We start from the raw sequence: 12597 nt of genomic DNA, 5'->3' as shown, positions 1-12597 counted from the left end.
GATCAGCCCGCGGCGTCCGCCGTACGCCCCACCGCTTCGACCAGCGGCAGCACCCGATGGGCCACGCGCTCGCGCAGCGCCACCTCGGTCCGTGTCCTGACGACGCCGGGGAGCTGGATCAGCCGCTGGATCACGTCCTCGAGATGGCCGTTGTCGCGGGCCACGACGCGCGTCAGGAGATCGCCGCCCCCGGTCGTCGAGAACGCCTCGATGATCTCCGGAACGGCCGCGAGCGCGTCCCCGACCTCGTCCAGGTGCCCCTGGGTGACCTCCAGATGGACGAAGGCGAGCACCGGGTGGCCGAGCGCGGCGGGTGAGAGGGCGGGGCCCGTCCCCGTGATCACCCCGTCCCGCTCCATACGGTCGAGCCGGGCCTGAAGGGTGCCGCGCGCCACGCCCAGGAGACGGGCGTACTCACGCACGCTGGTGCGCGGCTGCTCGATGAGCAGACGAATGATGCGGGTGTCGAGGGCGTCCACCGCCATGTCCGGCTGTGCTCCTCCTGGCTCGGTGGCAGGTCGCCCGACTGTACCCAGGCCGTACGCCGACACGCTGCACCGGCCGGTGCACGGAGCTCGGCGGCCGCCCGGCGACAGGACCCGGGCGCCCGAGGGGGCCGTGTGTCAGGACCCGGTGGATCGCCCGAGGGGGCGGCGTGTCAGGACCGGGTGGATCGGCAGAGGGGCGGCGCCTCAGGACCCGGTGGATCGCAGGGGCCGCAGCCTGGTGCGCAGGAGGCAGAACTCGTTGCCTTCCGGGTCGGCCAGGACGTGCCAGCTCTCGGTCCCCGTCTGGCCGACGTCGGCGGGCCTGGCGCCGAGGGCGAGCAGTCGTTCCAGCTCGGCGTCCTGGTCGCGGTCGCAGGGGTTGACATCGATGTGCAGCGGGAGCTTCCCGGCGCGCGGATCGCGCCCGGCGCCCAGGACGAGGGCGGGCTGCGCACCGCCGAACCCCCCGCCGGGCGGGCCGATCCGGATACTTCCGTCGTCCTCCCGGTCGAGCTCGACGTAGCCGAGGACCCCGCTCCAGAACGTGGCCATCCGGTCCGGGTCGGCGCAGTCGACGACCAACTCGCTGATGCGGCATGCCATGCCGGTCAGTGTAGGCGGACCGCCCTGCGAGGGCCGCCCCCTCAGCCGTACGGCAGGTCCGGGGACCACACGCCGAACCACTGCTCGGCCCCGTACTCCTCGAACCGCTCCACCTCCGTGAACCCCAGCTTCGCGGCGAGGCGCATCGCGCGGGTGTTGGCGGTTCGGGTGCAGACCACCACCGGCTCGCCGGGGAGCGCCTCGGCGGACCAGGCGAGCACCGCCTCGCACGCCTCGGCGGCGTACCCGGATCCCCAGGCCGCAGGCAGGAACATGTAGCCGAGTTCGGCCTCCTCCGCGTCCGGGCGCACATGCCCCGGACGCGCGGCGTCCCGTCGTGCGAGGGTGACCATGCCCAGCATCGCCCCGTCGAGCGCGGCCACGAAGAGGCCGGGGCGTCGTCCGGGGACCTCGGGGACCGCACGTTCGAGCTCGTCCCGGTGCCGGGCGCCCCCGAGGTGGGCGCCGACCTCCGGCGAGGCGAACAGCTCGATGAACGCCGCCCGGTCGCGGGCCTCGGACCGGCGGAGCACGAGCCGTTCGGTTCGTGCCGGGGCAGGGGGCCAGGCGACGCGTCCCAGTTCGGCCATGGCGGGCAAGCTACCCCACATCGGTGCGAGGGAGCCAGGACGGCCGTCCTTCCTCGTACGCCCCGGAACACATCCCCCCGGCGGGCGTCCCGCCCTCGCTCCGCCAGGACGCAGGTACGTCATGGCGGAGCGAGCGGGACGCCCGGACGCCGCTACCGGGGTCCCGACGGGGTCAGCCGCAGCAGGGTGCCCTCGCCGTCGGCCGACAGGACCAGCGAGCCGTCCGGCGCGGAGGCGAGTCCCGTGAAGCGGCCGGCGAGCCCCGGCAGGCCGTGGGCGAACAGCGCGGGTCCGGCGTCCGGCGGCACGGGGACGGCGTCCGGCGACGGGCCGACCGGCAGGTCCTCGGCCTCGGTCCAGCTCGCCGCCGTGACGAGGGAGACCGCGCGCAGGCTGCGGTGCGCGGTCTCCACGACGTACAACACGTCGCCCACGACCGCCAGTCCCTGCGGTGCGCCGAGGCACTCGGCGACGACGGCCGCCGTCGCGTCCTCCTCCAGTCGGAGCACGGCGCCGGCCTGTTCGTCGCTGACGTAGCACCGACCCGCGGCGTCGAAGGCCACATCGACCGGCCGGCCGAGCCCCTCCGCGAGCACGGTGACCCGGTCGCTCCCGTCGACGGCCAGGACCCGGCCGGCTCCCGCCTCGGCGACGACGAGCGAGCCCGCCGCCGGATCCACCGCGATGCCCATGGGCCGGTCCAGTCCGCCCGAGCGCTTCCGCATCGACCCGTCCCGCGGGTCGTACGTCCGCACATCGCCGAACTGCGAGGTCAGGTGCAGGAGTCCACCGTCCGCCGCGATGCCGTGCGCGAAGGGGGCGAGCACATGGCTGACCGGTTCGGCCGGCTCCGCGTCCGCGCCGCCGTCACCCCCGAAGGACGCCTCCGAGGACGCCGGAGGGCTCGCGACCCGGTAGTGATCGGCCGCGTACACCGTGCCGCCGAGGTCGACCGTCACCCCGTACGGGCCGTCGAACCCGCGCGGCACGATCACCCTGGTGCGCCCGTCCGGGTGCATCTCGGTGATGCCGCCGCTCGCGTAGCTGGAGACGAACATGCGGTTCTCCGCGTCGAACGCCGCGTTGTCCAGCCCCGCCAGGCCACTCGTGACCAGCGTCCGGGACCCCGTGCCGTGCAGATCGATCCGCGTCACCCTGCCCTCCGGCCCCAGCGACAGGACGTGCAGGACACCGCCCCGGTCGAAGCGCACCGCGACCGGGCGGTCCACCTGGTCCGCGACCATCTCCGGCTCACCGCCGTCCGGCGGGATGCGCCAGATCTGCTCGCTGATCATGTGCGGGTAGTAGAGGCACCCGTCCGGTCCGCGCTGCATCGCGTTGCCCATGGCGAGCCCCGCGGTGAGCACGGCGGGCGCACCGCCGTCGGGGAAGAGCTCCAGCAGACGGCCGTCCGGCTTCATCTCGTTGACGAAGAGCCGGTCGCCGATGCAGGTGATCCCGTTGGGGTTCTTCACCTCGTCGCTGACGAGGGTGTACTCGCCGCGCGGGCTGCGCCGCCAGACGCGGCCCGGGACCAGGTCGGCGATGTACATCGAGCCGTCCGCCCCGAACGCGAGGTCGTCCGGTGACCGGACCGGTCCGCCCGCCGGTACGACGACGTCGAGTTCGCCCCCGTCGAGATCGACCGCGCTGATCCGGCCCCCCAGGAACTCGGCGACGTACAGCCGCCCGTCCGGGCCGAACGCGATGCCGTTCGACCCCCACAGCGGGTTGGCCGGGCTGAGCCTCTCGGCGGACGGGTGGGTGCCCCGCCGGCCGGTCACGTCGTACCTGCTCGGACGGCCGGCCGCCCGTTCGTCCTCGCCGTGCACCGCGCTCACCTGGCTTCGGCCATGACGTCGTTCATTCCGTCGCCCTCGCGCCAGGTCCTGAGCAGTTCGTGGAAGGCGACCGGGCCGTCGCCGAAGGACTCGCTCCGCGCCCGGGGCCTGCCCTCGTTGTTGTAGTACCCCGGGGTGCACTCCGCCTGGAACGCGTGCAGGCCGGCCGCCTTCCGGCGGATCGTGGCCACCCACTCCTCCTGCGCCTCGACCGTCGGCTCGACGCACCGGACCCCGCGCCTGCGTGCCTCGGCGACGACCTCGGCGACGTGCGTGGCCTGCTCGTCGAGGATGTGCACGTAGTTGACGGCGCTGGCGTTCTGCAGCGGCCCGAGCTGGAAGAAGTTCGGGAAGCCGTTGGTGTAGAACCCGTGCAGGGTCCTGGGGCCCTCGCTCCACGTCTGCAGGAGGGATGCCCCGCCCCGCCCGTACACCGGGAGCCGGCCGGACAGCACGCCCGAGACGCCCACCTCGAACCCGGTCGCGAAGATGATGCAGTCGACCTCGTACTCGGTCCCGCCCACCACCACCGCGTTGCGGGTGATGCGCTCGACACCGTGGCTGTCGGCGGTGTCGACCAGGGTCACATGGGGGTGGTTGAAGGTCTGGAGGTAGTGGTCGCTGAAGGTGGGCCGCTTGCACATGTAGCGGTACCAGGGCTTGAGCTTCTCGGCCGTCTCGCCGTCCTTCACGACGGAGTCCACCCGGGCGCGGATCTCGTTCATCTTCTGGAAGTCGGCCAGCTCGTAGACGCGTTCACGCTCCTCGGGGTCGACGTCGCTGTAGGCGTCGGTCGGGATGAGCTTCTCCTGGAGACGGGCGGTGCTCGTCCAGGCGTCGTCCACCAGGTCCTCGTCCACCGGCTTGCCCGTGACGACCCTGAGGAAGTTCTCCATCCGGCGGCGCTGCCAGCCCGGTTCGAGCGACTTGGCCCATTCCGGATCGGTGGGCCGGTTCTCCCGCACGTCCACGGACGACGGCGTGCGCTGGAAGACGTACACCTGCCGCGCGTCCGCCCCGAGATGCGGGACGACCTGGACGGCGGTCGCGCCCGTCCCGATGAGTGCCACGCGCTTGTCGGCGAGCCCGGTCAGACCGCCGTCCTGGTCGCCGCCGGTGTAGCCGTAGTCCCAGCGGCTGGTGTGGAAGGTGTGGCCCTCGAAGGTCTCCACGCCCGGGATGCCGGGAAGCTTCGCCTGGCTGAGCGTCCCACTGGACACCACCACCCAGCGGGCCCTGATGAGATCTCCGCGGTCCGTGCCGACGGTCCACTCCGACGCGCCGTCGTCCCACCGCAGTTCGGTCACGGAGGTCTGGAAGCAGGCGTCGCGGTAGAGGTCGAAGTGCCGTGCGATCGCCTCGGAGTGCTCGCGGATCTCCTCGCCCGGGGCGTACTTCCACTTCGGGACGTAGCCGACCTCTTCGAGCAGCGGCATGTAGGTGTACGCGTCGATGTCGCAGTGGATGCCCGGATACCGGTTCCAGTACCAGGTGCCTCCGAAGTCCCCGCCCTTCTCGATGACGCGGATCGTCTCGACGCCCGCCTGGCGCAGCCGCGCCGCGGCGAGGAGACCGCCGAAGCCGCCGCCGACGATCACCGCGTCGACCCGGTCCCGCAGCGGCTCCCGGGTGAAGCCCGGGTCGGCGTGCGGATCGTCGGCGTAGTAGCCGAACTCGCCTGCTGCGCGCCGGTACTGGGCGCTCCCGTCGGGGCGGATGCGCCGGTCGCGTTCCTGCCGGTACTTCAGGCGCAGCGCCTCGGGATCGAACCCCGCCCCGTGCGGGTCCGGGCCGGTGGGTGAGGTGTGGGGGGAGGGCATGGACGGCCTCGTTCCTCTGGATTCGTCTGGGGGATGGATCCGGTGCCGGTGTCCGGCGAGTGGTCCGCGCGGGGAGCGCGGGGCGAGGGTGAGGGGGAGTGGTCGCCACCCACCTGCCGCGACGTCACCGGGCGGGTGTCCGGGGACGACTTCCCCCGGGCTTCTGGGACTTGTGTCGTGCGCCGCACCTCTCTAGTGCAGCATACATATCGTGTGGTCGATACATATCGAGGGTGGGGCGGGGGTGGTGTGAAGGTGTCCGGAAACGGGTGCCCGGCCCCCCCGGGTCCGGCTCGCGCCGCTCCCCGGGGTGCGCGGGGCGCCGGCGGAGATGGCCGGAAGCGGTGGGGCGGGCGGTCGGGCCGCCTCGCGCCCGTGCGGGCCGGGGGTGAGGGCGCACACGGACGCGGTGGGGGAGTCAGACCGCGGACCAGCCGTTGTCGACGGGCAGGATCGCCCCGTTGATGTTGCTCGCCGCGTCGGACGCCAGGAAGACGATGGCCGCCGCCTGCTCGTCCGCCTGGGCGGGGGTGCCGACGTTGCCCATGTAGGGGGCGAGGGCGGCGGGACCATGGGCGCCCCGGTCCGCGTCGACCTTGATGTTGGTGAGGGTGCCGCCCGGGGCGATGGCGTTGGTGCGGATCCCCTGGCCGCGGTACATGACCGCCAGTGACTTGGTCAGTCCGGCGATGCCGTGCTTGGAGGCGGTGTACGCGGCCCCCGCCGCGCTGCCCCGCAGCGAGGCCTCGGAGGCGGTGAACACGATGGCACCCCTGCCCGCGGCCAGCATGTGCGGCAGTACGGCCCGCGTCAGGCGGAACGGAGCCGTGAGGTTGATGCCGATGACGCGCTCCCACTCGTCGTCGCCGGTGTCGGCCGCCGCCGACATGCTGTCCATGACCCCGGCGTTGTTGACCAGTACGTCTATCCCGCCGAACTCCTCCGTCGCCGTCGCCGCGACCCGGTCGACGACCGCCTGGTCGCGCAGGTCGCCGATCACGGTGACCGCCGTGCCCCCGGCCTGCGCCACCTCCTCGGCGACCTTCCCGGCCGACGCGTGATCGACGTCGGCGATCACGACGCGCGCCCCCTCCGCCGCGAACCGCAGGGCGACGGCCCGGCCGATGCCCGATCCGGCGCCGGTGACGATGACGCTGCGGCCCGGGCCGCTGGTGGTGACGCTCACGAGATGCTCCTTGCGATCGGTGGTTTCGCCGCCACGTTACTTTATTGGCGTGGACCGCCAACATGGCGGGCCGTGCCGGAAAACAGATCGCTACGATGGGCGCAGCCAGGAAGGAAGGTGGCCGAAAGCCGTGGAAACCGCACATGCCGGCGGGGCGGAGGGCCGTTCCGGCGTCACCGCAGGAACGGCGGCCGAGGGCGGTCCGCGCCTGGGCCGTCCCCCGCTGACCGAACGTCGTAAGGCCGCCACCCGGCTGGAGATCGCCCGCGAAGCCGTACGGCTCTTCGCCGACCGGGGCGTGGCCGCGACGACCGCCGACGACATCGCCGCGGCCGCCGGCATCTCGCAGCGGACGCTGTGGCGCTACACCTCCTCGAAGGAGCTGTGCGTCAGCCCGCTGCTGACCTACGCCCTCGACTCGGTCACCGTGCTCATGAGGTCGTGGCCGCGCGACCGGCCCCTGGCCGAGGCGGTCTCCGGCGGACCCTCCGCGCTCACGGCATCCGCCTCCGCCGATGCCGACGCCCTGCGCGACCTGGTCCGCCTCACCCGCACCGAGCCCGGGCTGCGGGCCGTCTGGCTCCAGGTCCACCACGACGCCGAGCGGGTCTTCGCCGAGGTCATCGCCGAACGCACGGGGCAGACGCCGGACGAACTCGAACCACGGGTGCGGGCGACGCTGTTCAACGGCGCGCTGCGCATCGCCGTCGAGCAGTGGGCCTGGGGCCCGGACCCGCGGCCGGAGTCGCTGCCGCGTGCGATCGCCCGCGCGCTCGGCATCGCCCGCGCCGGCCTGTCCGGCTGAGGGGGGTGGCGCGGGGCCGGATGCCCCGCACGTGTCCGGTCGATCGGACCGTCGTTGATCACGGCATGAACCTGCGGTCGATCTCCCTCACGCTCGTCGCCGTGCTGAGTGCGGCCGGATGCGTATCCGTACAGCCCGGGCCGGAGCGCCCGGCCCCCGTGGCATCCGTGCGTTCCGGCAACGTCCCCGCCGCGCAGGCGTCCACGGAGCCCAGCGCACCGGCCGCCGTGCACGACGCTCTGGGGAAGGCCGAGGAGCGGCCGCGCGGCGCGGAGGAGCGGAAGCGGAAGCCGGAGGGGAAGGTGCGTCCGCCGGCCGGGCAGCCGGAGGTGATCGCACCGCCGGCCCGTCGGCAGGCCGGGAACCGGCCGCGGCACCATGCCCCGTACCGTCCGGAGCCCCGCCGCGCCCACCCCCCGAGCGTGGCCCGGCCGCCCCAGCCGCACGACATGCGCACCGTCTGCGCGACGAGCCGCGGGATCGCCTCCGCCGACATCGTCGACCTGTGCCGTGCGACGTACGGCCGCTGAGGGTGTTCGTGGCGGTCCGTACGGGAGGCGGGGACGCGCCCGTCCGGCCCGCGTCGCGCGTCCCGGGGGCCGTGACGGCGGAGTGTCGGGCGATGGGCACCGAGTGGTCACCGGACCTTCACCCCGGCCGTCGGTCACCCGCGCCGCAGCGGGCACCCGACGGACTACCACCGGTCGGGAGGTACGTGCCGTGATCGCTGTCGCCGTTCTGATCGTGCCCGCGTTGGCGCTGATGCTGTACGGGATGGACCGTATCGAGGACCGGCTGTTCGGCGGGCCGCGGGCGCGGCATGCGCGCGGCCGCCACCTGCGGCTGGTCGACGGCACCGGCGACACCCTGAGGGAACGCCCGCGTGAGCGGCACCCGGACGCCGCCTGACGGGCATCGGCAGGCCGTCCCGGGTTCGCGAACCGGCTGCTGGGACCTGCGGGCCGCCACCGCGGGGCAGCCGCGCGAGTCCGGAAGGCATCGGCTGCCCTTCACCGGCCTGAGGGCATAGGGCCGCGTCCCAGGGTTACGCGGTAGGTATGGCGAAGCTTCGTTTTCCAGGACGTGAGGACCACCGCGGCGTTCACCCGGCGCCGCAGCCGGAGGAGGCCGGGCCCCGGCCGGAGGTGGAGGACGCGGCTCCCGGCATGCCGGCGGAACTGCCCGGGCGGGCGTGGGGCGCGGTGCTGAAGGGCTCGCTGCGGGAGTTCAGGGAGGACGAGCTGACCGACCGTGCCGCGGCGCTGACCTACTACGGGGTGCTGTCGCTGTTCCCGGCGCTGCTGGTGCTCGTGTCCCTGCTGGGCATCACCGGTGAGTCGGCGACCGACACGATCGTGTCCAACCTCCGGCAGCTGGCCCCCGGCTCCGCTCGCGACATCATCACCCAGGCGGTGGAGCAGCTGCGGGACAGCGCGGGCACCGGGTCGGTCATGGCGGTCGCGGGCCTGGTGCTGGCCGTCTGGTCGGCCTCCGGCTATGTGGCGGCGTTCATCCGCGCGGCCAACGCGGTCTACGACATGCCCGAAGGGCGGCCGGTCTGGAAGATCCTCCCTGTACGGGTCGGCGTGACGGTCCTGCTCCTGGTGCTGGCCGTGGCGAGCGCGCTCATCGTGGTGTTCACCGGCGGGCCGGCGCGGCAGGCCGGAGAAGCGCTGGGCATCGGTGACCCGGCGCTGACGGCGTGGTCGATCGCCAAGTGGCCCGTCCTGATCGTCCTGGTCGTGGTCATGATCGCGATCCTCTTCTGGGCGACGCCCAACGCCAAGGTCAGGGGATTCCGCTGGGTCACCCCGGGCAGCTTCCTGGCACTGGCGCTGTGCATCGCAGCGTCGGCCGGCTTCGCCCTGTACGTCGCCAACTTCGCCTCCTACAACAAGACCTACGGCACCATGGCCGGCGCCGTCGTCTTCCTCGTATGGCTCTGGATCAGCAACCTGGCGATCCTCTTCGGCCTGGAATTCGATGCGGAGACCGCGAGGCAACGGGCCATAGCAGGGGGGCACCCGCCCGACTCCGAGCCCTACACGCGCCCCCGTGACACCCGTACGTGGGACGAGGGCGACCTGAACCGACTGGACGACGCGTGACCGCCCCGTACGCGGCAGTGCCCCTGTCGGAGGCGCCCCGGCGCGAAGCGCCCCGGACGTCGGACCACCTCGGCCCGAACCGATTCGGCTTGAGCCACCCACGGGGCCTGAACCGCGCGGTCGGGGGTACGCGTGGGCTCACCGACCGTTGGGGCCTCCAGGGCACCCGGGCCGACCAGGAGAGGACATGAGGTGACTGCCATGCCGAGCGCGCAGCCGCACTCCGCAGGAACTGATCGCACCGCTCCGGCTTCCGCGGCGGAGCCGGTGGGTGACCTTGTGCAGCGGGCCTCGCACCAGCTGACCGAGCTGGTGCGAGGCGAGCTGAGGCTGGCTCAGGCGGAGATGAAGGAGAAGGGCAGGCACTACGGCAAGGGCGGCGGGCTGTTCGGGGGCGCCGGTCTGGCCGGGTTCCTGGCGCTCGAGGCGCTGGTGGTCACCGCGATCGCCGCGCTGGCAGTCGTCCTGCCCGTATGGGCCGCGGCCCTGATCGTCACGGCCGTACTGGGCGCGACCGCCGCGCTCATGGCCCTGACCGGGAAGAAGCAGATCGACAAGGCGGCGCCCCCCGCGCCCGAGCAGGCGATCGAGAACGTGAAGGCCGACGTGGCCGAGATCAAGGAGAGTGCTCACCGATGAACAAGCCGTTCGACGACAAGGCAGGCGCTCCCGGCCCCCAGGAGCTGCGCGAGCAGGTCGAGCAGACCCGCGAGCAGTTGGGGGAGACCGTCGAGGCCTTGGCGGCCAAGGCGGATGTGCAGGCGCGGGCCAAGGAGAAGTCCGTCGAGATCAAGGAGAAGTCGGCCGAGATCAAGACGCAGGCCGGGGTCAAGGCCGGGGAGCTGAAGGCGAAGGCCGCCGAGGCCGCGCACCAGGTGCAGGACAGCGTGCCCGACCCGGTCAAGGACAAGGCGGCCAAGGCTGCCGACCAGGTCCGCGCCAAGGCGGCGCAGGCCGGGGACGCGTGGGACGAGAAGGCGCCCGAGCCGGTGCGGCAGGCCACGGCGCAGGGGGCTCGCGCGGTGCGCGACAACCGCACCGTGCTGCTGGTGGCCGCGGGCGCTGCGGTCCTCGCCTGGGTGACCCTCCGCCGCCGGAAGGGGTGACCCTCCGTCGCCGGGAAGGCGTGACCCGGGGTGCGGCCCCGGAAGCCACCGGTCCGTTCCTAGGGGGGCGGGCACAGGGGCCGGGCGCGTGAAGAGGGGTGGGGGGGGGGGGGGGCGCCCCCCCCCCCCGCCCCCCCCCCCCCCCCCCCCCCCCCCCCCCCCCCCCGCCCCCGCCCGCCCGGGGGGGGGGGGGGGGCCGCGGGGGGGGGGGGGGGGGGGGGGGGGGGGGGGGGGGCGGGGCCGGGGGGCGGGGGCCCCCCCCCCCCCCCCACCCCTCTTCCGTCACCTCGGCACACGCGTACGGCCAATGGCCACCTCATGGCACAGGTGTGACGCACTCTGCTGTGCCAATGGCCCACCTCGGAGTCCATCTGTTGAGCCAGTAGTCGGAATCATGGTCTGATGGTCCCGTCGATGGCGCTGCGGATTCCGTGGCGCCCTTTTTCATGAGAAGGGGCGGGTATTCCGTGCTGAAGAGGGCGTTCATGGCTCCGGACCCGGGGCGGTTGCGTCTGCGTCACGCCACCAGGGCCGTTCTGGGCATCGGACTGGCCGTCATCGTGTGCGGCCTGGCCGGCCACTCGCTGGTCGGCGCCATCACCGGCGGGCTGGCGGCGCTCCTGGCCCTCTTCACGGTGCTGGACCCTGCCGTGCGCGGCCAGGCGGTCACCACCGCGCTCCTGCCCGTGGCCGGACTGCCGGTGTTCGCCCTCGCGGCCGCGCTGCACGACCTTCCCGTGGCGCGTGACCTGGCCTTCCTCGCGGTCATGGGCGTGGGCGTCTACGCCAGGCGATGGGGGCCGCGCGGCCACTCGCTCGGGGTCTTCGCCTTCATGGCCTTCTTCATCACCCAGTTCCTGCACACCCTGCCCGAGCAGCTGCCCGAGGTGTACTCGGCCGTCCTGCTCTCGCTCCTCACCGCCTCGGCCGTCCGCTTCGGGTTCTGGTGCTACGAGCGACGGCTGCCCGTGACGGCCGTGCTCGCACCCGTGACGGGCCGGGGGCTGGCCCGCGCGACCACGCGTCAGGCCGTCCAGGCGACGGCCGGCGGCGCCCTGGCGCTGCTGGCCGGCCAGCTCCTGTCCGGAGAACGCTGGTACTGGGCCGTCGGCGCCACGTGGTGGGTCTTCGTCAACACGGCCTCGCGCGGCGAGACCCTGGTCCGCAGTTTCCGGCGGGTGCTGGGGACGCTGGCCGGCATCCCCGTCGGGCTGCTCGTCATCGCTCCACTGCACGGGGCGGTGGTGCCCTCCGCCGTCCTGGTGGCGCTCGGTGTCTTCGGGATCTTCTACACCGCCGCGGTCTCCTACACCTGGATGATGTTCTCGGTGACGGTCCTCGCCGGCACGCTCTACGGGCTGCTGGGTGTCCTCGATCCGGCGCTGCTCGGGCTGCGTCTCGTGGAGACCGGCGTCGGGGCCCTCGGGGCGATGGTGGCGGTCCTCCTCGTCCTGCCGGTCACCACCCACGCCACGACCGACGCCTGGATCCAGCGCGCTCTGCGCTGCGTGCACGCGTGCACCGCCGAGGCGGCCGCCCGTGTCGCGGGGTCGGCGACCGCCGACCCCGCTCCCCGCGTGGCCGAGCTGGAGGCGCTTCTCGGGCGCGTACGCCTCTCGCTCGGTCCGCTGGTGCATCCGCTGAGTCCGCTCCGGGCCCGCAAGGCACGGGCCCGGCAGGTGCTCGCCCTGCTCGACGTCTGCGCGCGCGAGGTACGGGGTCTCGCGTCGGTGGCGGCGGACCCGGAGGCGTCCCACGACGCCCGGCTGGCGGCTGCCTGCTGGCGGGTGGAGTCCTCGGTGGAGGCGCTGACGACGCCGCCCCTGTGGAGGGACCGCGCGCCGGCGCCCCTCGGAGCCCTTCCGCCCTCCGGTGTCACCGAACCCGCGCTGGCCCATCTGCACAGCCTGGAAAGGGCGCTCGCCGAGCTCGCCGCGCCCCTGCACAGCTCGCCGCGCGCCCCGTTGATCGGAGCCTGACCCTCTACGTCGTCCCCTCTCTGGTCTGGACCAGAAAACGCTGCCTGCTACCGTCGGCCGGGAAGATCGTG

The 12597-nt window shown here is 73.5% G+C and carries 13 protein-coding genes; 7 read left to right on the top strand and 6 right to left on the bottom strand.

Going from position 1 to position 12597, the window contains the following annotated elements; translation table 11 throughout:
• Positions 1-2 precede the first annotated feature (2 nt).
• From ACFC51_RS13220 to ACFC51_RS13195, 6 genes are all read right to left on the bottom strand, one after another.
• Entirely contained in the window at positions 3-485 is a 483-nt protein-coding gene (locus ACFC51_RS13220; protein WP_376380477.1) for an Lrp/AsnC family transcriptional regulator, read from the bottom strand.
• A gap of 207 nt (positions 486-692) precedes the next feature.
• On the bottom strand, positions 693-1091 hold the full coding sequence (locus ACFC51_RS13215; protein ID WP_376380475.1) for a VOC family protein: 399 nt from the start codon (positions 1089-1091) through the stop codon (positions 693-695).
• Between the two features lie 41 nt (positions 1092-1132).
• Positions 1133-1681, bottom strand: a complete 549-nt coding sequence (locus tag ACFC51_RS13210) for a GNAT family N-acetyltransferase (protein WP_376528563.1) — start codon at positions 1679-1681, stop codon at positions 1133-1135.
• A gap of 152 nt (positions 1682-1833) precedes the next feature.
• Positions 1834-3522: a hypothetical protein gene (locus ACFC51_RS13205; RefSeq protein WP_376528561.1), complete on the bottom strand. Its 1689-nt coding sequence runs from the start codon at positions 3520-3522 to the stop codon at positions 1834-1836.
• Positions 3519-5342, bottom strand: a complete 1824-nt coding sequence (locus ACFC51_RS13200; RefSeq protein WP_376528559.1) for a flavin-containing monooxygenase — start codon at positions 5340-5342, stop codon at positions 3519-3521. The genes ACFC51_RS13205 and ACFC51_RS13200 overlap by 4 nt, the downstream gene beginning before the upstream one ends.
• Before the next feature lie 418 nt (positions 5343-5760).
• The gene (locus ACFC51_RS13195; protein WP_376528557.1) at positions 5761-6528 is read right to left on the bottom strand and encodes an SDR family NAD(P)-dependent oxidoreductase; all 768 of its coding nucleotides are present in this window, start codon (positions 6526-6528) and stop codon (positions 5761-5763) included.
• A gap of 130 nt (positions 6529-6658) precedes the next feature.
• On the opposite strand from ACFC51_RS13195, the gene ACFC51_RS13190 reads away from it, so the two are divergent.
• The 7 genes from ACFC51_RS13190 to ACFC51_RS13160 all read left to right on the top strand — a co-directional run bounded on the left by ACFC51_RS13190 (position 6659) and on the right by ACFC51_RS13160 (position 12526).
• Complete coding sequence (locus tag ACFC51_RS13190; protein WP_376528554.1) at positions 6659-7333, top strand: TetR family transcriptional regulator; 675 nt, start codon at positions 6659-6661, stop codon at positions 7331-7333.
• A 65-nt stretch (positions 7334-7398) separates the two neighbouring features.
• Complete coding sequence (locus tag ACFC51_RS13185; protein WP_376528552.1) at positions 7399-7863, top strand: hypothetical protein; 465 nt, start codon at positions 7399-7401, stop codon at positions 7861-7863.
• Between the two features lie 190 nt (positions 7864-8053).
• Positions 8054-8242 carry a hypothetical protein gene (locus ACFC51_RS13180; protein ID WP_376380456.1) on the top strand — a complete coding sequence of 63 codons (189 nt, stop codon included), beginning with the start codon at positions 8054-8056 and terminating at the stop codon, positions 8240-8242.
• 149 nt (positions 8243-8391) lie between these two features.
• Positions 8392-9441, top strand: a complete 1050-nt coding sequence (locus ACFC51_RS13175; protein ID WP_376528549.1) for a YihY/virulence factor BrkB family protein — start codon at positions 8392-8394, stop codon at positions 9439-9441.
• A gap of 201 nt (positions 9442-9642) precedes the next feature.
• Positions 9643-10080, top strand: a complete 438-nt coding sequence (locus ACFC51_RS13170) for a phage holin family protein (protein WP_376528546.1) — start codon at positions 9643-9645, stop codon at positions 10078-10080.
• A complete protein-coding gene (locus ACFC51_RS13165; protein WP_376528544.1) occupies positions 10077-10547 on the top strand; it encodes a DUF3618 domain-containing protein in 471 nt (156 codons plus the stop codon). The genes ACFC51_RS13170 and ACFC51_RS13165 overlap by 4 nt, the downstream gene beginning before the upstream one ends.
• Positions 10548-11014: 467 nt before the next feature.
• On the top strand, positions 11015-12526 hold the full coding sequence (locus ACFC51_RS13160; protein ID WP_376528542.1) for an FUSC family protein: 1512 nt from the start codon (positions 11015-11017) through the stop codon (positions 12524-12526).
• Positions 12527-12597 lie beyond the last annotated feature (71 nt).

The organism is Streptomyces sp. NPDC055962 (assembly GCF_042270185.1).
In the GTDB taxonomy this organism is placed as follows: Bacteria; Actinomycetota; Actinomycetes; order Streptomycetales; family Streptomycetaceae; genus Streptomyces.
Note: the sequence above shows the minus strand (reverse complement) of the source record. Positions and strands in the feature narration are given on the sequence as shown.